Origin of the sequence: Lacibacter luteus, assembly GCF_004118265.1 — a bacterium.
GTDB classification, from domain to species: domain Bacteria; phylum Bacteroidota; class Bacteroidia; order Chitinophagales; family Chitinophagaceae; genus Lacibacter; species Lacibacter luteus.
This window is the reverse complement of the sequence record NZ_SDHW01000004.1, coordinates 1-21,846: the sequence shown is the minus strand read 5'-3', so window position 1 is coordinate 21,846 and position 21,846 is coordinate 1. Positions and strand designations below refer to the sequence as shown.

Annotated in this window: 18 protein-coding genes; 17 read left to right on the top strand and 1 reads right to left on the bottom strand. The window is 40.9% G+C overall.

The features are described from left to right. The first annotated feature begins 26 nt into the window (after positions 1–26). The 11 genes from ESA94_RS13540 (at position 27) to ESA94_RS13490 (ending at position 13,404) form a co-directional block, all read left to right on the top strand. Complete coding sequence (locus tag ESA94_RS13540) at positions 27–1,139, top strand: 2Fe-2S iron-sulfur cluster-binding protein (RefSeq protein WP_129131467.1); 1,113 nt, start codon at positions 27–29, stop codon at positions 1,137–1,139. 5 nt (positions 1,140–1,144) lie between these two features. Continuing rightward, entirely contained in the window at positions 1,145–2,197 is a 1,053-nt protein-coding gene (gene nuoH, locus ESA94_RS13535; protein WP_129131466.1) for an NADH-quinone oxidoreductase subunit NuoH, read from the top strand. A 232-nt stretch (positions 2,198–2,429) separates the two neighbouring features. After that, entirely contained in the window at positions 2,430–2,993 is a 564-nt protein-coding gene (gene nuoI / locus ESA94_RS13530; protein WP_129131465.1) for an NADH-quinone oxidoreductase subunit NuoI, read from the top strand. Positions 2,994–3,064: 71 nt separating this feature from the next. Next, the gene (locus ESA94_RS13525) at positions 3,065–3,568 is read left to right on the top strand and encodes an NADH-quinone oxidoreductase subunit J family protein (RefSeq protein ID WP_129131464.1); all 504 of its coding nucleotides are present in this window, start codon (positions 3,065–3,067) and stop codon (positions 3,566–3,568) included. Between the two features lie 16 nt (positions 3,569–3,584). Next, entirely contained in the window at positions 3,585–3,920 is a 336-nt protein-coding gene (gene nuoK / locus ESA94_RS13520; RefSeq protein WP_129131463.1) for an NADH-quinone oxidoreductase subunit NuoK, read from the top strand. 74 nt (positions 3,921–3,994) lie between these two features. Continuing rightward, positions 3,995–5,905, top strand: a complete 1,911-nt coding sequence (nuoL, locus tag ESA94_RS13515; RefSeq protein WP_205755981.1) for an NADH-quinone oxidoreductase subunit L — start codon at positions 3,995–3,997, stop codon at positions 5,903–5,905. Between the two features lie 21 nt (positions 5,906–5,926). Beyond that, on the top strand, positions 5,927–7,363 hold the full coding sequence (locus ESA94_RS13510; protein WP_129131462.1) for a complex I subunit 4 family protein: 1,437 nt from the start codon (positions 5,927–5,929) through the stop codon (positions 7,361–7,363). Positions 7,364–7,380: 17 nt separating this feature from the next. Beyond that, positions 7,381–8,760, top strand: coding sequence for an NADH-quinone oxidoreductase subunit N (locus ESA94_RS13505; RefSeq protein WP_129131461.1), 1,380 nt, complete (start codon positions 7,381–7,383; stop codon positions 8,758–8,760). Positions 8,761–8,903: 143 nt separating this feature from the next. Further along, complete coding sequence (locus tag ESA94_RS13500; protein ID WP_129131460.1) at positions 8,904–10,181, top strand: ABC transporter permease; 1,278 nt, start codon at positions 8,904–8,906, stop codon at positions 10,179–10,181. A gap of 316 nt (positions 10,182–10,497) precedes the next feature. Beyond that, the gene (locus tag ESA94_RS13495; RefSeq protein ID WP_129131459.1) at positions 10,498–12,417 is read left to right on the top strand and encodes an SPFH domain-containing protein; all 1,920 of its coding nucleotides are present in this window, start codon (positions 10,498–10,500) and stop codon (positions 12,415–12,417) included. 108 nt (positions 12,418–12,525) lie between these two features. After that, positions 12,526–13,404, top strand: a complete 879-nt coding sequence (locus ESA94_RS13490) for an alpha/beta hydrolase (RefSeq protein WP_129131458.1) — start codon at positions 12,526–12,528, stop codon at positions 13,402–13,404. A 60-nt stretch (positions 13,405–13,464) separates the two neighbouring features. Here the strand turns inward: ESA94_RS13490 and ESA94_RS13485 are convergent, their stop codons facing one another. Beyond that, positions 13,465–16,026 carry a zinc-dependent metalloprotease gene (locus tag ESA94_RS13485; protein WP_129131457.1) on the bottom strand — a complete coding sequence of 854 codons (2,562 nt, stop codon included), beginning with the start codon at positions 16,024–16,026 and terminating at the stop codon, positions 13,465–13,467. A 298-nt stretch (positions 16,027–16,324) separates the two neighbouring features. Here ESA94_RS13485 and ESA94_RS13480 point away from each other — a divergent pair, with 298 nt between their 5' ends. The 6 genes from ESA94_RS13480 (at position 16,325) to mnmE (ending at position 21,444) form a co-directional block, all read left to right on the top strand. Beyond that, a complete protein-coding gene (locus ESA94_RS13480) occupies positions 16,325–17,179 on the top strand; it encodes a MotA/TolQ/ExbB proton channel family protein (RefSeq protein ID WP_129131456.1) in 855 nt (284 codons plus the stop codon). Between the two features lie 80 nt (positions 17,180–17,259). Beyond that, positions 17,260–17,943, top strand: coding sequence for an ExbD/TolR family protein (locus ESA94_RS13475; RefSeq protein ID WP_129131455.1), 684 nt, complete (start codon positions 17,260–17,262; stop codon positions 17,941–17,943). Between the two features lie 29 nt (positions 17,944–17,972). Further along, a complete protein-coding gene (locus ESA94_RS13470) occupies positions 17,973–18,533 on the top strand; it encodes an ExbD/TolR family protein (RefSeq protein ID WP_129131454.1) in 561 nt (186 codons plus the stop codon). Positions 18,534–18,584: 51 nt separating this feature from the next. Continuing rightward, positions 18,585–19,412: an energy transducer TonB gene (locus ESA94_RS13465; RefSeq protein WP_129131453.1), complete on the top strand. Its 828-nt coding sequence runs from the start codon at positions 18,585–18,587 to the stop codon at positions 19,410–19,412. A 143-nt stretch (positions 19,413–19,555) separates the two neighbouring features. Next, entirely contained in the window at positions 19,556–20,032 is a 477-nt protein-coding gene (locus tag ESA94_RS13460) for an ExbD/TolR family protein (protein ID WP_129131452.1), read from the top strand. Positions 20,033–20,064: 32 nt separating this feature from the next. Then, the gene (gene mnmE, locus ESA94_RS13455) at positions 20,065–21,444 is read left to right on the top strand and encodes a tRNA uridine-5-carboxymethylaminomethyl(34) synthesis GTPase MnmE (protein WP_129131451.1); all 1,380 of its coding nucleotides are present in this window, start codon (positions 20,065–20,067) and stop codon (positions 21,442–21,444) included. Positions 21,445–21,846: the final 402 nt, after the last annotated feature.

Genomic DNA, 21,846 nt, shown 5'->3' with positions numbered 1-21,846 from the left:
GCAGCTTTGCGTGAAAAAATGATAAAATGGCCGAAGAGAAAAAACTTTTTAAAGTAACCATCGACAACATCACCATTGATGTGGAGCCGGGAACAAGTATCCTCAATGCTGCACGACAAATTGGTGGCGATGTTACTCCGCCTGCAATGTGCTACTACAGCAAATTAAAGGATAGCGGTGGTAAGTGCCGTACCTGTTTGGTAGAAGTGGCAGCAGGTTCAACTGCCGATCCACGTCCTATGCCGAAGCTGGTAGCAAGCTGCCGTACCAACGTTATGGACGGCATGGTGGTAAAGAATATTACCAGCGATCGTGTAACAGATGCAAGAAATGGCGTGGTAGAATTTTTATTGATCAACCATCCGCTCGATTGCCCCATCTGCGACCAGGCCGGTGAATGTCATTTGCAGGATCTCAGCTACGAACATGGTAAAGGCGCAAGCCGTTACGAGTTCAAACGCAGAACTTTCGATAAGCACGAACTGGGTCCGTACATTCAACTGCACATGACTCGTTGCATTCTTTGCTACCGTTGTGTGTACACAGCCGATCAGGTGAGCAATGAACGTCGTCATGGTATTTTGAGTCGTGGAGATCATGCAGAGATTGCTACATACATTGAAAAGAGTTTAGATAATGATTTCATCGGTAACGTAATTGATGTTTGCCCGGTGGGAGCATTAACCGATAAAACTTTCCGCTTCAAAAACCGTGTATGGTTTACCAAGCCTGTAGATGCACATTGCAAATGCGATAAGTGCAGCGGCGAAGTTCAGTTGTGGATGCGTGGCGATGAAGTGTTACGTGTAACAGCACGCAAAGATGAGTGGGGCGAAGTAAAAGATACAACCAAAGGCGAACCCGGATGGATCTGCAATACCTGTCGTTTTGAACGTAAGAAAATCAGCGATTGGGTAATTGAAGGACCAACACAGGTAAACCGTCATTCAGTTATTTCGCAAGGCCATTATGTAGGCGTTAAGAAACCACACGAAACCATTGCGAAAGTTATGGGTGGAAGAGATCCGAAGTTACTCATGAACATTAAAGATGTAAGTGAAGTAAACCAGGTAGAGTTAAGTGAGTTGAAGGGACCGGCAACATCTGAATCATTTAAACAGTTGAAGAAAGGAAATTAATGGATATGATTTTATTAGCAGTCGATTGGGCACTGGTGCTGGAGAAAACCCTGTTTATCGGGTTTATCATCAGTATTTCATTGGTGGTAGCCATGTATGCAACATATGGCGAACGCAAAATTGCAGCTTTCATCCAGGATCGTCTCGGTCCTAACCGTGCAGGCCCTTTTGGTTTGCTGCAACCTTTAGCCGATGGTTTAAAGTTGTTCATGAAAGAAGAGATCATTCCTACTTCTTCCAACAAAGTATTATTTATTCTTGGCCCATCGTTGGCAATGATCACTGCCATGCTTACAAGCGCAGTAATTCCGTGGGGCGATAAAGTTGAACTGTTTGGCCGTACAATATCTCTGCAAATTGCTGATGTAAACATTGGGATTCTGTACGTGTTCGGCATTTTAAGTTTAGGTGTGTATGGTATTATGATTGGTGCATGGGCAAGTAACAACAAGTTCTCCTTGATGGGTGGCTTGCGTGCAGCATCACAAATTATTTCGTACGAACTGGCAATGGGTATTTCGCTCATCGCTTTGTTAATGATCACCGGTTCATTAAGCCTCGGCGAAATGGTGAAGCAACAACAGGAAGGTTTGTGGAATGTAATAGTGCAGCCACTTGGTTTCTTCATTTTCTTAGTGTGTGCGTTTGCAGAATGTAACCGTACGCCATTCGATTTGGCTGAGGCAGAAAACGAATTGATTGGTGGTTATCATGCAGAGTTCTCCAGTATGAAGCTTGGTTTTTATCTCTTTGCTGAATACATTAATATGTTCATCAGCAGTGCGGTGATGGCTACTTTGTATTTCGGTGGTTACGATATTATTCCGTTTTACGATGAAAGTGCATGGGGCTTTTCAACCAATATCATGGCTTTGTTAGGCGCAGCAGCACTCTTTGTAAAAATATTGTTCTTCATTTTTCTTTTTATGTGGGTACGTTGGACCATTCCACGTTTCCGTTACGATCAGTTGATGAACCTTGGCTGGAAAGGATTGATTCCCTTGTCACTGTTCAATATGATTGTAACAGCAGCAGTGATTTTGTTTTTGAAGAAATGATAAGATGAGTGATGAATGATAAATGATGAGTGAAAGAGGCGGAGTGATTATCCCCTCCTTGGAGGGGGTGGCAGAGAGTTACACAGAAAGAATGATTGAAGGGGTGGGTCATTCGACTCAGCTCAGGATGAATAGAATTGTCGAAGTACAAGTGTGCGACGCAACAAAAGGTGAAGAAAGATTGGAAGTTGACACCAAAAAATACATTTGCAAACTTTTTTAATAAACGTTGATGCAATTAACAAACAGAGCGAAACCGGTAGACCGTAAACCATTAAGCATTGCGGAAAAGATTTATCTGCCTGCAGTGTTGAAAGGTATGGGTATTACATTTTCGCACATTTTTAAAAAGAAGGTAACAATCAATTACCCCGAAGAAACACGACCGTTCAGTCCTGTGTTTCGTGGGTTGCATATTCTTAACCGTGATGAAGAAGGCAGAGAGAATTGTACTGCTTGCGGTTTGTGTGCAGTGGCTTGTCCGGCAGAAGCAATTACAATGGATGCTGCAGAACGCTTACCCGGCGAAGAAAATCTGTATCGTGAAGAAAAATATGCAGCCAAGTACGAGATCAATATGCTGCGTTGCATTTTCTGTGGTTTGTGCGAAGAGGCTTGTCCGAAAGATGCGATCTATTTAACGGAAACATTTGCGCCTGCTAACTACAGCCGTAAAAGTTTTGTATATGGTAAAGACAACCTGGTTATTCCTCATCCAAAAGAAAACCCGGAAGCATTTGCCAAAGCGAAAGGATTAATTGACGAACGAAAGGCAAAAGCCAATCAAGCGAAGTAAAAAACAAGAAGCACGAACGACGGAGTACAAACAGCGTACTTCCAACTTCGTACCTCGTACTTAAAAAGTTTATGGATATTACTCAAATTCTATTCTGGTTCCTGTCGATTCTTGCAGTGTTTGGAGCCTTAATGATGGTTACAAGCAAGAACCCGGTGTACAGTGTGCTGTGGTTAATTGTGGTGTTCTTTGCTATTTCCGGTCATTATATTTTATTGAATGCACAGTTTCTTGCAGTGGTAAACATTATTGTGTATGCCGGTGCCATTATGGTATTGTTCCTGTTTGTGATCATGTTGATGAACTTGAATGCAGAAACGGAGCCGCAGAAAAACAAATGGCTCAAAATAGCAGGTGTAATTGCAGGCGGAAGTTTAATGCTGGTGTTTATTGCAGCATTGCGTCATAGCAACGAATTGATAAAAACACAGGTGAGTATGGGGGGAGAAGCAGGACTGATTAAAACATTGGGCAAAACATTATTTACCGATTACGTATTGCCTTTTGAAATAAGCAGTGTGTTGTTCTTGAGTGCAATGGTTGGTGCCGTGGTAATAGGAAAGAAGGGAGATTAAATTTTCAAATTAAATTATGCCGATTAATTATTATATCTATTTAGCAGTTGCCTTATTCAGCATTGGTGTGGCAGGTGTGTTAACACGCCGCAATGCTATCATTATTTTCATGTGTGTGGAACTGATGTTGAATGCGGTGAACCTGTTGCTGGTTGCATTTTCAAAAATGCATGCACAAACTGCATTAGCAGCAAACCCTTCAGCAATTACAGGTGTGGAAGCGCAATTGTTTGTGTTCTTTATTATGGTGGTGGCTGCAGCAGAGGTAAGTGTGGGTTTAGCCATTATTGTAATGATGTACCGTAACATTCATAGTGTGGATGTAAACTTTTTGAACAGACTTAAACATTAAAGCAGCAAGTACGAAGTACGAGGTACGATCTACGATTGCGTACTTCGTACTTCGTAACTCGTACTTAAAGTATTATGAATAGTATTATCGACTTGGTTTATTTGGTTCCGTTGTTTCCGTTGATCGGCTTTCTCATCAATGGCTTAGGAAGAAATTATCTCAGCAAATCGCTCAGCGGAATTATCGGCAGTACCGTTATTCTTGCTTCGTTTATTGTGAGTGTACTCATCTTTAACGAAACAAGAGCCGAAGCATTTACTGCAACTACTGTAAACCTGTTTGAGTTTATTAATGTTGCCGGACTGAATATTCCTTTTGCTTTCCAGGTAGATCAATTATCGGCTTTGTTTCTGCTGGTAATTACCGGTGTTGGTTTTTTAATTCACTTGTATTCTACTTCTTACATGCACGAAGAAGCAAGTCATCATTTTGCACGCTACTTCGCTTACCTGAATCTTTTCGTCTTCAGCATGTTGTTATTGGTGTTAGGTGCTAACTACCTCATCATGTTCATCGGTTGGGAAGGTGTAGGTCTTTGTTCTTACTTATTGATTGGTTACTGGTTTAAGAACACAGAATACGGTAATGCAGCCCGCAAGGCTTTTGTAATGAACCGCATTGGTGATCTTGGTTTCTTACTCGGTTTATTCTTCATTATTCAACAGTTTGGGTCATTAACATACAGTGAAGTGTTTCCGCAAGCTGCAGGTATGTTTAAAGGCGACAGTATTCTTGTTGTAATTACATTGTTATTGTTTGTTGGTGCAACAGGTAAGAGTGCACAAATTCCATTGTACACCTGGTTGCCCGATGCGATGGCCGGTCCAACACCTGTATCTGCACTCATCCACGCTGCAACAATGGTTACCGCAGGTATCTACATGATTGCACGCAGCAACATCTTATACACGCTTGCCCCTGCAACACAGGTGGTGGTAGCAGTAGTTGGTTTGGCAACAGCAATTCTTGCTGCAACCATTGCTATCAAACAAAACGATATTAAGAAAGTACTGGCTTACTCAACGGTTAGTCAGCTCGGTTATATGTTCCTTGGCTTGGGCGTTGGTGCATACACAGGTGCTGTGTTTCATGTAATGACACATGCATTCTTTAAAGCCCTGTTGTTCCTTGGTGCAGGTTCTGTTATTCATGCCATGCATCACGAGCAGGATATTCGTAAAATGGGTGGACTGGCAAAAAAACTTCCTATAACAAGATGGACTTTTTGGGTTGGTTGTATCGCCATTGCAGGTATTCCTCCGTTCAGCGGCTTTTTCTCAAAAGATGAAATTCTTGTACATGCATTTGCTGCCAATCCTGTTTTCTACATCATTGGTTTAGCAGGCGCATTGATGACTGCTTTCTATATGTTCCGTTTATATGCAATGACGTTTAAAGGAACGTTCCGTGGCACACACGAACAGGAACATCACCTGCACGAAAGTCCCTGGCAAATGACAGTGCCTTTGATCATCTTAGCATTTCTTGCTGTAGTTGCGGGCTTTGTTGGTATTCCGGAATTGTTTGCTGCAGACGCACATAAACTTGAACATTATTTAGCACCGGTGTTCAAAGCATCAACCGATGCTGTAGAGGCACATCATTTAGAACATAAGACTGAATATATTTTACTGGCAGTAAGCTTAACACTGATTGCTTCTGCCATCATCTTTGCGTTGAAGCGTTTCAGCAAGAATCCTGAGACAGGCGAACTCGAAGGTTTTGGAAAAGTATTGGCAAACAAATGGTATGTAGATGAGTTATATCACAATATCATTACCAAACCGCTTAATAGTTTAGGTGTGTTCTTTAATCGTTTTGTAGAAAAGAGTGGTATCGATGGCCTTGTAAACGGAGTAGGAAAAGGCGTACAGTGGAGTGGCCGCCAGTTGCGTTTGTTACAAAGCGGACAGGTTGGTTCTTATGTATTGTGGATGGTGATCGGCATTCTGCTCTTATTCGTTATCACAATTAAATTCCTTTAATTAACCAGGCATAGCTGTATTATGATTGCATTATTGATGATATTGGTTCCGTTGATTGGTGGTTTGGTTGCTTTCTTTTTAAAAGAAGAGAAGCAGGCGAAAACATGGAGTTTGCTCGTATCGCTTATTTCTCTTGCCGCCATCACGTATAGTCTTGTTAGCAACAACGAAGAAGGCAGAACATTTACTGCGGAATGGTTACCACAACTGGGAGCAAGCTTTGCATTAAAGATGGATGGCGCCAGCACATTACTTTGTTTACTCGGTGCACTTTCTTATCCTGTTATTTTTGCCTCTACCTGGAAATCAACTTATTCATCGCCCAATATTTTTTATGGGTTGATGTTGTTGGCGCAGGCAGGTATACTCGGTGTGTTTTTAGCAGCCGATGGGTTGTTGTTCTATTTCTTCTGGGAGCTTGCATTGATTCCGGTGTATTTCCTCTGCAGCAAATGGGGCGGCGAAAAACGCATTGCAGTTACATTTAAATTCTTCATCTATACATTCATCGGTTCGTTGCTGATGCTGGTTGGTTTGCTGTACATGTACTTCCAAACTGCCGATGCATCGTTTGCAATGGAATCATTGTATGCAGTGAAATTATCCGGCGATCAGCAAACATGGTTGTTCTGGCTATTCTTTATTGCATTCGCCATTAAGATGCCCGTGTTTCCATTTCATACCTGGCAGCCCGATGCATATGAGCAATCACCAACTGCAGTAACAATGGTGTTAAGTGCATTGATGGTGAAGATGGGTTTGTTTGCAGTGGTTCGTTGGTTATTGCCTTTGTTCCCCGATGCTGCTGTGGAGTTCGATAATGTAGTGATTGGTTTAAGTGTAATCGGTATGGTGTACGCAAGTATCATTGCTATGCAGCAGGATGATCTGAAACGTTTAATTGCTTACTCATCTATTGCACATATTGGTTTAATGAGTGCGGCTTTGTTTGTAAACAACGAAAGTGGTTTGCAGGGAGCCATCATTCAGTTCTTCAGCCATGGTGTAAACGTATTGGGTATGTGGATCGTGGTTGAACTGATCGAACGGAAATTCGGTACACGTAAAATGAGTGAGTTGGGTGGTCTTGCACAAAAAGCTCCGGCATTAACCATCTTACTGGTAATTGTTGCGTTGGCAAACGTGGCATTGCCGCTTACCAATGCGTTCATTGGTGAGTTCCTCATGTTCAACGGTCTGTTCAAATTCAATGCATGGTATGCAGCTGTTGGTGGTTTAAGCATCATCCTCAGTGCTATTTACACATTGCGTATGATCCAGAAAGTATTTTACGGTAACGAGAATGCATTAACTGCAAACAATACAGACATCAGCTTTATTGAAAAAGCAGCGTTGGCTGTAATTGTTGTGGCCATTTTTGTAATGGGTGTGTATCCTTCACCTGTTTTCAATTTAACCAAGGATACAGCAAGTTTTATACTGGGAATCTTTAAATAAACTTTTAACGAAGAACGATGAACCTGATTTTACTTTCGGCGATTTGGGGTATTGTGATGATGTTCAGTGGTTTGTTCCTGAACAGCAAATCGGCGGCTAAAACCGTTGCCCTTGTGGGTGCGGTGGCATTACTGATCGGAAACATATTTGATCTCAGTGGAAAAATGATCATCAACAGCGACTTTAAAGGTATGCTGCAGTATGAGCGTTTTGGATTGCTGTTTCTTACGGTGTTGATACTGGCCTTGATCATTTATATTTTACTCAGCGGTAAAGATGTGGAAGCAGTTGGTAAACATCCGTTCGAATATTTTGCGCTCATCTTTTTTGTAATGAGTGGTGCAGGACTCGTTGCTTTATTCAACAACCTGCTGATTCTTTTCATCGGCATCGAAATCGTTTCTATTCCATTATATATTTTAACCGGTGCAGATAAACGAAATCTGAAAGGGAATGAAGCGGCGTTGAAATACTTCCTCATGGGATCTTTTTCAACGGGTATTCTGTTGATGGGTATTGCATTTTTGTATGGTGCTGCCGGCTCGTTCCAGGTAGAACGTTTGGCAATGATCACATCCGAAGATTTTACAGCATTTACAACTATTGGTATTGTAATGGTTATGGTGGCATTGGCATTTAAAGTTTCTGCTGCACCTTTTCATTTCTGGACTCCCGATGTGTACGATGGTGCGCCAACGGTATTTACATCGTTTATGGCAACCATTGTAAAAGCTGCCATCTTTATTGGATTTTTAAATCTCTTCATCAACGCATTTGCAGGCAAATCCGATTCGTGGAAACTCACAGTTGCGATCATTACTGCACTTACATTGTTTATCGGCAATATCACCGCCGTATATCAGCAAAGCGTAAAACGTATGCTGGCTTACTCAAGTATTGCGCAGGCTGGCTTTATGTTGTTTGCAGTATTTGCCGTAAACGATTTGTCGAAGCAAGGCCTCTTGCTTTACGCCGCAGCCTATTGCTTTGCAACCATCGGCATTTTTGCTGTGTTGGTAAAAATGAAAGATTATACATTCGAAGGATTTAATGGGTTGGCTAAAAAACAACCATTGGTTGCGTTTGTATTAACTGTTTGTTTCTTATCACTGGCGGGTATTCCGTTAACAGCAGGTTTCTTCGCAAAGTATTTTGTACTGGCTGCTGCCGTTAAAACAGGTACTTACCTGTGGTTGGTGATCTTTGCAGTGGTAATGGCGGCAGTGAGTGTGTATTACTATTTCCGTGTTATCCAAGCCATGTATTTTAAAGAAGGCGAAACACAGGAGTTGGAACTTGCAACTCCTTTTAAAGCCCTGCTGGTGCTTGTAGCTGCAGTTATTATTGTGCTTGGGGTTTATCCTTCGCTGTTATTAGACATGTTGATCTTTTTTTAAGATCTTTTAATAAAACAGATACGCAAAGCCCCCGTTTTAAAGGGGGGCTTTGCCGTTTATAGAAACAGCTTGCAATTCGGCGGAGCTTTCTTAATTTCGGGAAGAATAAAAAGGCTGGTTGCCGCTTTATTTCAAATGCGCATATGACATTCTCCGACATCTTATCATTAGCCTGGCGAACCATTCGTTCCAACAAATTACGTACGGGCATTACTGTGTCCATTATTGCGTTTGGTATTATGGCATTGATTGGAATTATTACAGCTATTGAAGCAATGAACCAGAGTTTGTACGAGAACTTCTCTATTCTCGGCGCCAATTCCTTCAGCTTACGTTATAAAGAACGGAATATTCGTTTTGGTGGCGGCCCTCGTAGCGATTTAACCCGAACTAAAAAAGGCGGAACAAAGCAACGCAGTTCCAATCTTGATCGCTTTATTACGTTTGATGAAGCACGAAGGTTTAAAGAACAATTTACTTTTCCTGCAACTGTAAGTATTTCGAAATTTGCAAGCGGCAACGCAACGGTTTTCTTCGAAGAGCAAAAAACAAATCCGAATGTGCGTGTTATTGGTGGCGATGAAAATTATTTATTGAACAGTGGTTATACATTAGAGCAGGGGCGTGATTTTAATAAGCTTGATGTTGAAAGTGGCCGCAATGTGGTTATACTTGGCAGCGATCTTGTGCGCAAACTGTTCAAAGGAAAATCAGCTTATGCTATTGGTAAAATCATTCGCATCGGTTCTAACCGTTATCGTGTTATTGGAGTATTGAAAGCCAGAGGCGCCAGCTCGTTTCTTTCGCTTGATAATATTGGGTTAATTACCTACAACAATGTGCGTCGTGTATTCAGCGGCAGCGGCAGTTACAACATCACCATACGTGCAAACGATTTTGCGCAGATGGATGCTGCTGTAGGAGAAGCTACCGGAGTCTTCAGGCAGGCAAGAAGATTGCCTGTTAAAGAAGCCGATAATTTTTATGTAGACAGAAGTGACAGCATTGTTGAATCGTTGAAAAAAACGCTGGGCTTTGTACAAATTGCAGCTATTGTTATCGGGGCTATTACATTGTTAGGCGCAGCAATTGGTTTAACCAATATTATGTTGGTGGCCGTTAGCGAACGTACAAGAGAAATTGGTCTGGCAAAATCTATCGGTGCAAAAAGTTCAAATATCCGTAAGCAGTTTTTATGGGAAAGTATTCTCATAAGTTTACTTGGTGCTGTTATTGGGATTATCCTCGGCATACTCGTAGGTAATCTTGCAGCGATCTTCTTCAAAACCGGTTTTGTTGTTCCCTGGCTTTGGGCTGCAATAGGTGTGGCTATCTGTTTTGGTACAGGTCTGGCTGCTGGTTTATACCCTGCAAGAAAAGCATCTAAGCTCGATCCGATCACTGCTTTACGCTATGAATAAAAGCAAAGTCCTGTAGTTTTTATTTCTTACCACTCATCATACATGCTTTACCGATGGTGAAAGTGTACTTCCCGTTCTCACCGGATTTTATTCCGCATGTGTAAACGGTAAAATATCTTTGTTCTTCCTTTTAAAGGAAAATACTCCAATGTAGAACGTACATCTTTTCGATTTTAGCGTAACTGCTTCTTCAGTCATCTCCCGTAAGTTTTTAACAAGGTGCACCTACTTACTAACAATGCTCCTGCATAGCTGTACAACGCTGTAAATCCTGCTTAACAACAATTATTTTTCATTATTAAACCATTAATCAATCATGGACATTGCATCCTTATTTTTCGCCTATTGGTGGGTGTTAGTATTATTCTTTTCACTCATCTTCTACAAATTTGTATTACGTGTTTTCTTCGGTATGGTCATTGTACCCGAAGATAAAATTGGTCTTGTAACTAAAAAGTTTGTGCTTATTGGTGCAAACCGTGAGCTGCCCGACGGTCGTATTATTGCAACGAAAGGCGAGGCCGGTTTCCAGGCAAAAACATTAGCACCCGGTTTGTACTGGTTTATGTGGCCCTGGCAATACGGAGTAGATATGATTCCGTTTACGGTTGTACCCGAAGGTAAAATTGCACTCGTATTAAGTAAAGACGGTACAGAAATTCCAACAGGTCATATTCTTGCCCGCAAGGTAGATTGTGATAATTTTCAGGATGCTCATGCATTTCTGGATAATGGCGGACAACGTGGTAGACAAACAGCGTTTATCACTGCAGGTTCGTATCGTATCAACCGTCATTTGTTTGATGTAAGTGTGGTTGACCAGGTAACCATCAACGAAAACATGGTAGGCATAGTAACTGCACTGGATGGTGAACCTATTCCTATCGGTTCCATTGCGGGTAAGTTTGTTGAAGGACATAACAACTTTCAGAATTTCGACTCATTTCTTACAAACGGAGGTAATCGTGGTTTGCAGCCGCAGGTAATACTTGCAGGTTCGTATTACATCAACCCGTGGGCATTGCAGATAGAAGAAACGCCAATGACGGATATTCCGATCGGTCATGTAGGCGTGGTGATCTCCTATATTGGTGAAGTTGGTAAAGACTTAACCGGCGATACATTCAAGCATGGTAACATTGTTGAAAAAGGTTATCGTGGTGTGTGGATGGAGCCTTTAGGTCCGGGTAAATATCCCGTTAACAAGTACACCACAAAAGTTGAGCTGGTGCCAACAACCAACCTTGTATTGAACTGGGCAAATGCAAGAAGTGAAGCGCACTCATTAGATAAAAATCTATCAACAATTACAGTGCGTTCGAAAGACGGTTTCCCTTTTAATCTTGACGTGGCTCAGATCATCCACATTCCTGCAACAGAAGCGCCAAAAGTAATTGCACGATTCGGCAGTATGAACAACCTTGTAAGCCAGGTACTGGAACCAACCATTGGTAACTACTTCCGTAACAGTGCACAGGATAGCGATGTGATCTCTTTTTTAAGTACCCGTAAAGAGCGCCAGAATGCTGCTAAAGAGCATATCAAAGAAGTGCTGGAAGAATACAATGTTAATGCGGTTGATACATTGATTGGCGATATCGTTCCTCCTGAAGCGTTGATGAAAACATTAACCGATCGTAAAATAGCACAGGAAGAAGAGAAGACTTATGAAACACAACGTATGGCACAGGAAAAACGCCAGGGTGTAGAAAAAGAAACGGCTATTGCTGATATGCAGAAGGAGATCGTAAAAGCACAACAAAGTGTAGAGATTGCTCAACGCACTGCAGATGCAACTGTAAAGAAAGCAGAAGGTGATGCTACCAGTTTAAAGTTGAACGTAAACGCAGAAGCAGAAGCAACCAAGATGCGTGCAAATGCAGACTCTGAAGCAATTAAGATGAAAGCTGCTGCACAGGCCGAATCTACAAAACTGAATGCTGCTGCTGATGCGGAACGTATTTCTAAAACAGGTTTGGCCGAAGCGGAAAAGATCATGGCTATTGGTAAATCAACTGCAGAAGCATACGAATTGCAGGTGAAAGCAATGGGTGGCGATAACTTTACCCGTTACAAGATCACCGAAGAGATCAGCAAAGGTCAAATCAAAATTATACCCGATGTATTAATTGGCGGTAACAACGGATCTGATGGTCCTATTAGCGGATTGCTTGGTTTGAAGCTGATGGAAATGATGGACGCAGATAAAAAGAAAGATCTGAATAAAGAAAATTAATCACATCAACGAAAAGCGAAAAAAAGCAGCCTTAATTAAGGCTGCTTTTTTTTAAGAAACCTGTAAGACGGACAACCGCTTCTTCTGTTTAACTTGTCAATATGTTTTATGGCAACCACTAACAACAACCTGATGAACGGCACAAAATTTTTTCAAATAAGATCAATGCTGTTGATCCTGGCAACAAACTTCTTTTTTATGGCACATGCTAAAGATGTTGAAGCGAAGAGCAAGATTAATTTTCTTTTTGTTGAGTGGAGAGATAAAGAAAACCTGCTTTTATTCGGACACTTTATTGATCAATCAAAAAAAGTTGTTGAAATAAGAAGTTCTCCTGAGGAGCTAAACGACTTACAATTGCAAAAATGGTTGAAAGGGGATAATGCAGTTTTATTGTTTCATTGCATGTGGGGGCAACAGTCCTTCTTTCATAAGGTTAAGTATCTAAAAACATTCAACGAAATATTTAGCCCATCAGCCGGTAAAAACTATACAGTTATTTCTTTTCTATGGCATGCAGGCGGACTTAATTACAAACAAAATTGGGAGCAATCATTTACAAAAGGCAGTAAACTTGCATCAGTTGTACAAAAGATTAATCATTATTACGCAGGTAATACATCTGTTCTTTGTCATTCAATGGGCGCCCGTTTTTTTGAAGGAGTTTTAGCAGGCAACATTGCCGGGCCGAAATTTCGGGAAGTGATCTTGTTTTCTTCTGACATAAGCGCCAACACAACAGATCCGGACTTTGTTACTATTACCAAATCAGCAAAACAAGTTTGTGTATTTAAACATCAAAAAGACAAGATGTTACTTTTTTCTTCACTGATACATGGCAATAAGCGAATAGGAAGAACGGGACTGGAGGCAAAACAAGATGGCATCACTGTTTATGATATGACCGATCATATTCATGGGTTTCAAAATCATGCGCACATTAACCGGCGTTGGGTGAAAGAACAATTACTACAGCGGTTTCAATAAATAAGCCTAAATAAAAAGCCCCCAATACATCGGGGGCTTTTTATTTATTGGAAGAGCTTGTTATTTATTCTCCAGTATTTCAGTAATACGATCGCTCAAATCCTGCAGGTGCAGTTTCGTCATTGCATCTGTTGTTAAAGGAAGAGCTGTTTTAATATCGTTACGCAGAGTGCGTAATGTTCCTTTTAGAATAGAGTACACATCTGTATTTTTTACGTTTACAGATGGTGTTATCTGGAACGTAATTGTAAGACCACCGGTATTAGCAGCAGGTGCTCCCGGCAGCAACGAAATAATACGTTCAACAAACATCTTCTGCAAATTGCGGCGATAGATATCTGATGCTTTACGTGTATACACTTCGCTGAAGATAGAGCGACGCAGATCGTCCATTAATTCAGTTGCTTTGTAAGCGTTGTTACCAAGTGCAGCTTCACCTGCAAATAACTTGCTCATTGTGGAGACAGCTACCAAACGGTTAATGATAGCTTCCTGTCTGTTACCAATGATCTCTTGTGGATTAATTCCTGTACGTCCGAAGATGTCGTTATTGATTAACCAAGTTGGTGTAGTAAACAATTGGTTACTTAAGAAAGTAACAGCTTCTTTTTGTTTTGCTTTCGAAACAAACTCGTAAACAGGACCTTCCTGTTCAACCATTTTGGGTGTTTCGTAGATGCCACCAACCCATTTTGCAACATGACCCATATAACGGCCAAACTGCGATTGTACCTGGTTGTACATTTCATCTAAACCATCGTAACCTTCGTTGGGTTGTTTGGTCCAGTTGATGAGGTTCGGTACAATACGTTGAAGGTTTTTAATACCGTAAGCACTTGCTTTCATTGCATCATTACCTAAATCTTCGTTTTGCGAACGAGGATCGTCAGGATTTGTTTCTGTACCAAACCATAAACGTTTATTCTTTAAACGTTCTGTGGTGAGCTTTTGCAATACCGGAACTTCTGCTTCTGCAGTTTTGTATTCAGGCATCCAGCGGTAACCCCACTCAATGGCCCATTTGTCGTAATCGCCAATGCGAGGGAACAAACCAGAACGTGCAATATTATCTTCCGGTTGTGCTACATAGTTAAAGCGGGCATAATCCATAATAGAAGGTGTGTGGCCATTTGCTTCAACCCATGCTTTGTTGCGCAAACTGTCAACAGGTACTGTTGAAGATGAGCCATAGTTATGACGAAGACCAAGTGTGTGGCCTACTTCGTGTGATGATACAAAACGAATCAATTCGCCCATTAACGCATCATCAAATACCATTGTACGTGAACCCGGATCAACAGCAGCTGTTTGAATAAAATACCAGTTGCGGAGCAAGCTCATTACGTTATGATACCAGTTGATGTGGCTTTCCAGAATTTGTCCGCTGCGTGGATCGTGCACATTCGGACCGCTTGCATTTGCAACCTCACTTGGTTTATAAACAATAGCACTAAAGCGTGCGTCTTCTAAACTCCATGTGCTGTCTTCTTTAGCAGTAGGAGCAATTTTTCCGATGATTGCATTTTTAAAACCGGCTTTTTCGAAAGCAGCCTGCCAATCGTTTACACCTTGTACTAAATAAGGAACCCATTTTTTTGGAGTAGCAGGATCGATGTAATAGATGATCGGATTCTTAGGTTCTACTAATTCTCCCCGGAGATATTTTTCTACATCTTCTTCCTTTGGCTCAAGTTTCCAACGTACAGCCATTTGAATTTCCTTAATGCCTTGCGGGTTTGCATCAAAATCTGTTACACGACGGGTGAAGAAGCCAACACGTGGATCGAAGTATCTTGCTTTTGCAGGTGTTTTTGGCAACAGTAACATTGAGCTGTTTAGCTCTAACGTAAATGTGCTTGCACGGTTACCACCTCCAAAACCACCTTGTGCTGTTGCAGGCGATGCCGTACGGCCATATGTTTTTACAGTTTTGATTTCAATATTAACAGGGTACGATTTAACTGTTTGTGTGTACGATTTGTCGGCCTGGATCATGCCTAACTGAAGACTGCTTTTTGAACCGGTGTTGAAAAACAGCACATCATTATCTCCTGCAATAAAATCGGTCATTTCAATTACAGTAAAACGTGTATTGGTAACAGAATCTCTGTTGAAAGCTTTTACATCGAAGGCCTGCATAATAGGTTGTGTGTTTGAGTTAACAACCGATTTGTACATGCCGTTTTCATCTGTACCACGTTGGTCGAAGGAGACACGTTTTAAAAAGATCTTGTTGTTCGGACCTCTTTCAAAACGGATTACGTTATTGTTAACAATATCACCTGCATAACCGGAAAAACCATTGCTTAAACCGGCAGCAGATTTTGAAATCCGGGTAACCACAAGAATGTCTCTGTTCAGCAAAGAGTCGGGCAATTCAAAGAAGTACTTATCATCAAGAAAATGTACTTTAAAAAGACCTTCATCAGTTTTTGCTTTGTCTGTAATTACGTCTTTATAAGGTCGGGGTGCGGTGCGAGGGCCTTGTGCAGCGCCTGGCGTACCTGCAGGAGATTGTGTTGGAGCGCCTCCTGTAACCGGAGCCCCCGGGCGGTTTTGGGCAACTACGGTAGTTAAGCTACCTGCAAGCAGCAGGGATAACAGCATACTTTTTTTCTTCATACTTTGTTGGGATTTAAAATCGGTTGAAGATAATGGTTAAACAATGAAACAAATCGGGCACAAAAACGAGTGGAAACAGGAACTGACAAGCGGCGAAAAATGATAAACGGCTGCAAACGATTGTTGTAACTACTCAAAAAATTAAAATGAACGGAAGTTGCAGAAAATAAATATTTCCCTAACTTGTGCCACCCTGTTAAGGGGAATTGGTTTGATTTTTTGAAAAAGAAATTTCATAGAATTGTACCACTATTTAAGATTAAAACTTACTTAATTAAAAACCAAAAAATCAATTGTCATGGCTGAAACAAAACCAACGGCAGCAAAAGCCGCTACTTCAGGGCAAGCAAAGCAGAGCACAAACGTTATTTCATGGATTGCACCAATTGTGTGTATCCTTGCCGGTTACTCTATCTGGCGTTTTATTTTAGGTAACCCAAGTGGTTTTGAAGAACCGGCAACAGAAGGTTGGTTCTGGCCTAAGCATCACAAACCAAAAGGAGCCCTCAGTGCAATTTACGAAGGTGGTATCATTGTACCTTTCCTTATTGGCTTATTCCTCATGGTAATCGTGTTCTCTATTGAGCGTTTCCTCACTATCACAAAAGCAATGGGTGCTGGTAGTGCAACCGATTTTATCCGCAAGGTTCAATATCACCTCGCTAACAAAAATATCGATGCAGCTTTAGCTGAGTGCGACAAACAAAAAGGTTCTGTTGCAAACGTTATGAAAGCAGGTTTGAAAAAATATCGTGAAATGACAACTGCAGAAGGTGTTGATCACGATCAGAAAGTAGGTGCGATTCAGAAAGAAGTTGAAGAAGCTACAGCTTTGGAACTTCCAATGCTTTCTAAGAATCTCGTATTCTTATCTACCATTACTTCTCTTGCAACATTGATTGCGTTGTTGGGTACTGTATTAGGTATGATCCGTTCATTTGCTGCCCTTGGTAAAGAAGGTGGTGGTGGTGATGCCAGTGCGTTAGCGGTTGGTATCTCAGAAGCCCTTTACAATACTGCAATTGGTATCGGTACTTCATCTTTTGCGATGATCATGTACAACGTATTTACAACAAAGATCGATTCAATCACTTACGGTATTGATGAAACAAGTTTCACATTAACTCAAAGTTTTGCTACTCAGTATAAATAAGCTTACCGGCCAAAATAAGTTGGCTTTCGAGTATGGATTTTTACTGAATCTGAATCTTCATAATTCAAAACTTTAATCTAGTGTCAAAACTTAATAAAATAGCCCGGAAGAGTACATGGGTGGATATGACAGCCTTTGTGGATGTGTCGTTTCTGATCCTTACCTTCTTCATGTTGGCAACGAAGTTCAAACCACCAGAAGTGGTTAATATCGACAATCCGAAGTCGGTTTCGTCCGAAAAGGTAGAAGATAAAGATGTGTTCAAAGTTTCTTTTGATAAAGAAGGCCGTGTTTTCGTCAGCTTTAGTGCTGATAAAGATGGCAGAGAAAAAGCACAATTAACAGCAGAGGTTTTAGGTCGCCAGAAAGGTTTGGGCTTAACACCTGCTGAAATTTCAAACTTTATCAAATTCTCCAGCGGCGGTATTGGTGTTCCTGTTAATCAGCTTAAAAGCTTTTTAGGGTTAAGTGATACAGAATACAAAGCGTTTAAACAGCCTGGCATTCCGGTTTCAGATACATTGAATAACCAGTTAAACGATTATATCAATGCCTTGTTAACTGGTACAGGAGGACGTAAACCAGCTAATGTTATGCTTAATGGGGATAATGCAACAACGTATCCGTATTTCAAAAACATTCTTTCAGCGTTTAAGAAAAACGGCATCTTCTCTTTCAAGCTTATTACGGCAATGGAAGGTGTTCCTTCAGGAACTCCGTTGTATAAAACCCAACAAACGCAGGGTGGAAAAGCTGCTGAGTAAAACTATTTTTTAAATTAAAAAACTGAACAATGGCAGAGATAGCACAAGACTCCGGTGGAGGTGGCCATAAGAAAGGTCCTGGGGTCAAGAAGCAGGCTCGTAAAGATGCCCGTGTAGACATGACGCCCATGGTTGATCTTGGGTTCCTGTTGATCACGTTCTTTATCTTTACAACTACTATCAATAGCCCTAAAGCATTTAAGCTGAATGTTCCTGATGATAGTGCGAAAGACGAAGAGCAAACACAGGCGAAAGCTTCAGGTGCTTTTACGGTGTTGCTTAGTAAGAGCAATCACGTATACTATTACGAAGGGCAGTTGCAAAGCGATGGATCAAACTTTAAATCATCTAATTTTAAAGAAATCCGTAACGAACTGTTGCGTAAAAAAGCGTCCACAGCAGAAAAAGATCTCGTTGTGATCATCAAGCCAAATGAAGAAGCAAACTACAAAAACGTAGTAGATATGCTTGATGAAATGCAAATACTGGAAATTAAACGTTACGCCGTAGTTGACATAGCTGAGGGGGAAAACGCCCTCATTATGATTACAGAAGGGAAAAGCCCGACACCTGCGGCTGGCGGAAAATAATGTATGGAATAATCCGGATTTTGCATCTAATACAAAACACAACCGTTAATTATGGAAGTAAATAAAATATTAAACGCCGATTTTCTTGATATCCTGTTCGATGGCAGGAATAAAGATTACGGTGCTTATGAACTCCGAAAAAATTACCAACGCCGTTTAACAACCGCATTGTTGATTACGGCAGGGGTAGCTCTGTTAATCTTCATAAGCGTAATTGTTAGTCGCAGTGTTGGTAACTCCGACAAGGCAAAGGTGAAATCAACTGATGTGACACTTTCTGAAATTAAACAGGAAGAGCCGCAAAAAATTGAGCCACCACCCCCACCTCCTCCAAAACAGGAGCCACCAAAAATTGAAATCACGAAGTTTACGCCTCCCAAAATTGTGGAAGATGAAAAATTCGATGAAAAACAAGAAGTAAAGGAACAGGAAGAAATTACCAACGTAGGGAAGATCGACCAGGAAGGTATTAAAGATCCTGAAGTAGTAAATCCTCCGAAAGTAGAAGAAGAAACCAAAGTGGTAGAAGCTCCTAAGGAAGACGAAAACCAGGTGTTTACCAAAGTGGAAGTAGAAGCCCAGTTCCCAGGTGGTGAAGGTAAATGGAACCAATATGTACAACGTGAAGTAGAGAAAAATATTGATGATCTGGTTGACGATGGTCAAGCAGGTACATGTGAGGTTCAATTCATCGTGGATAAAGAAGGTAATGTAAGTAACGTGGAAGCACTTACTATGAAAGGTTCTAAACTCGCAGAAGTTGCAGTAAATGCAATCAAGCGTGGACCTAAGTGGATTCCGGCTATTCAAAACGGTCGTCAGGTAAAAGCATGGCGCCGTCAGAAGATTACATTCCGCTTACCGGATGAGCAACCGTAAAACCTTTTCAGAAAGGAATATACAAGCAAGCTCCCCATCGGATTTCCGATGGGGACTTTTGTTTTTACAACTATTAAAAGCAAAGAAATAAGTTTTGTCGTGTGGATTTTTTTAGTGTAGTCATCTCAATAAAAACAATTGATATGGCTGCAATTAATACCAACGACACACGCACAGCACGGGTTGATTTTACCCCAATGGTAGACCTCGGCTTTCTCTTAATTACATTCTTCATTTTCACAACAGAATTATCGAAGCCCAAAGCTTTTGGATTGCATGTTCCAGATGATAACGATGTGCTTGTTCCCAACCAAACAATCGAGTCGGCAACAATAACCCTGCAAATGAAAGGAAACGGAATTGTAGATTATTACGAAGGTTTTGAAAACCACCCTATTCAAAAAGGGTCACTCACACTTTACAAACAGAACTCTTTACGGGATCATTTAGTAGATAAACGTAAACGCATAATTGAGCAATTGCATACCGATTCGAATTATACCGTATTGATCGCACCTGGCATTGAAGCTTCTTATAAAGAAATAATTGATGTAATGGACGAAATGCGGATTCTCGATATTCGTAAATACGTATTGATTGATGCAACTGCACAAAAGTAGCAAAGCATGCAGGCAAGCGTTAAATTTGCAGCATGCTTGGAAAATTATCTGGTTGGGAAGATACCATAGTTGCTTTGGCAACACCGCATGGTATAGGTGCTATCGGCGTTATTCGTTTAAGTGGCGAAAAAACGATCGAGATTGTTAATCAGTTATTCCCTTCTAAAGATTTAAGCCAGCAAAAATCGCATACCATTCATGTTGGTTTTTTAAAAGACGGCGACAAGGTTCTTGATGAAGTAGTGATTTCTTTATTTAAAAATCCGAAAAGTTATACGGGTGAAGATGTTATAGAAATATCCTGTCATGGTTCGCCATTTATACAGGAGCAGGTAATCCATACGTTAACGAAATATGGGGCACGTTTAGCTAAACCGGGAGAATTTACACAACGGGCCTTTTTAAAAGGAAAGCTCGATTTAACACAAGCAGAAGCGGTTGCAGATCTTATTGCAAGCAATACAGAAGCGTCTCAGAAAACAGCATTACACAACATACGTGGCGGTTTTTCAACTGTGTTGAAAGAATTACGGGATCAGCTGATTTCCTTTTCAGCATTAATAGAACTGGAGCTTGATTTTAGCCAGGAAGATGTTGAGTTTGCCGATCGTTCTAAGTTTTATGAACTCATCCATCGCTCACAAAAAGTAACAAGTGAGCTCTTGCAATCTTTTCAATTAGGCAATGTAATTAAGAATGGTGTAAGTGTTGCTATCGTTGGCAAACCCAACGCAGGTAAATCTACCCTGCTCAATACATTGCTGAATGAGAACCGTGCAATTGTAAGTGATATTGCAGGTACAACAAGAGACACTATTGAAGAGGTGCTGAATATTAATGGCATTCTTTTTCGTTTAATTGATACGGCAGGAATACGTAAGAGTACCGATGCAATTGAAGTGATTGGTGTTGAAAAGAGTATGGAGAAAATGCAACAGGCCGATCTGGTGCTGTATCTTTTTGATGTAAATGCAGAATCGCAAACCGAGCTGGAAACTGCATTGCAGCAGGTACAACAACAGAATAAAAACTATCTCCTTATTGGAAACAAAGTAGATGTAATTGGTGAAGAGGCAGCACAGCAAAAATTTTCAGGAGATGGCGTGTTGTTCATTGCTGCAAAATCGCACAGGCATATCGATGTTTTAAAACAACGGTTGATTGATAAAGTTGTACAGGGTACGGTACAAACAGAAAACACGATAGTAACCAATGCAAGACATTATGCCGCATTGCAGGAAGTAGAAAAATCGCTCAACGATATTAAAGGAGGGCTTGATAACAATTTACCCGGCGATCTGCTTGCATTGGATATCCGCCGTTGTCTGCATTTCTTAGGCGATATAACCGGCGAAATCACAAACGAAGATCGTCTTGATTATATCTTCAGCAAATTCTGTATCGGAAAGTAACGTTGATTTCCTATTTCTTCTTTTATTTGATTTTCAATAATATACGATTATAGATTCTTCTCTTTTCTGCTTTTGGGCAACAAAAAAACACATGTTTTTGTTGCCCTTTTGTTGCCAAGTCTGCTTATTTTGTTGCCCAATCAAAAAATCGGCGAAATTATGCTACACATAGCTACATGCAGCTACACGTAGCAACAAGGAGCTACTTATAGCTACATCATGAGCAGTAACATTCGGATTCAAAGATGTTGTCAGTTTTGTGGAGCGTTGTTTACGTGTAAATACCACCCAAACTAACCCCCTTCCGCCATTTTAAATTGACCCCCTAAAAAAATCATCCAAAAACTGGTGGAGAGATGTTCTGAAGCTGTTAAAGAACTGGCTGTTTTTTGTTTATCAAAC

Bases quoted from the DNA above. Each gene is read 5' to 3' on its own strand.
- ESA94_RS13510 (WP_129131462.1), top strand. From the start codon at position 5,927: ATGATTGCATTATTGATGATATTGGTTCCGTTGATTGGTGGTTTGGTT.
- ESA94_RS13460 (WP_129131452.1), top strand. From the start codon at position 19,556: ATGGCTGCAATTAATACCAACGACACACGCACAGCACGGGTTGATTTT.
- mnmE (WP_129131451.1), top strand. From the start codon at position 20,065: ATGCTTGGAAAATTATCTGGTTGGGAAGATACCATAGTTGCTTTGGCA.
- ESA94_RS13470 (WP_129131454.1), top strand. From the start codon at position 17,973: ATGGCAGAGATAGCACAAGACTCCGGTGGAGGTGGCCATAAGAAAGGT.
- nuoH (WP_129131466.1), top strand. From the start codon at position 1,145: ATGATTTTATTAGCAGTCGATTGGGCACTGGTGCTGGAGAAAACCCTG.
- ESA94_RS13500 (WP_129131460.1), top strand. From the start codon at position 8,904: ATGACATTCTCCGACATCTTATCATTAGCCTGGCGAACCATTCGTTCC.
- ESA94_RS13540 (WP_129131467.1), top strand. From the start codon at position 27: ATGGCCGAAGAGAAAAAACTTTTTAAAGTAACCATCGACAACATCACC.
- ESA94_RS13525 (WP_129131464.1), top strand. From the start codon at position 3,065: ATGGATATTACTCAAATTCTATTCTGGTTCCTGTCGATTCTTGCAGTG.
- ESA94_RS13485 (WP_129131457.1), bottom strand. From the start codon at position 16,026: ATGAAGAAAAAAAGTATGCTGTTATCCCTGCTGCTTGCAGGTAGCTTA.
- nuoI (WP_129131465.1), top strand. From the start codon at position 2,430: ATGCAATTAACAAACAGAGCGAAACCGGTAGACCGTAAACCATTAAGC.
- nuoL (WP_205755981.1), top strand. From the start codon at position 3,995: ATGAATAGTATTATCGACTTGGTTTATTTGGTTCCGTTGTTTCCGTTG.
- ESA94_RS13505 (WP_129131461.1), top strand. From the start codon at position 7,381: ATGAACCTGATTTTACTTTCGGCGATTTGGGGTATTGTGATGATGTTC.
- ESA94_RS13495 (WP_129131459.1), top strand. From the start codon at position 10,498: ATGGACATTGCATCCTTATTTTTCGCCTATTGGTGGGTGTTAGTATTA.
- ESA94_RS13490 (WP_129131458.1), top strand. From the start codon at position 12,526: ATGGCAACCACTAACAACAACCTGATGAACGGCACAAAATTTTTTCAA.
- nuoK (WP_129131463.1), top strand. From the start codon at position 3,585: ATGCCGATTAATTATTATATCTATTTAGCAGTTGCCTTATTCAGCATT.
- ESA94_RS13480 (WP_129131456.1), top strand. From the start codon at position 16,325: ATGGCTGAAACAAAACCAACGGCAGCAAAAGCCGCTACTTCAGGGCAA.
- ESA94_RS13465 (WP_129131453.1), top strand. From the start codon at position 18,585: ATGGAAGTAAATAAAATATTAAACGCCGATTTTCTTGATATCCTGTTC.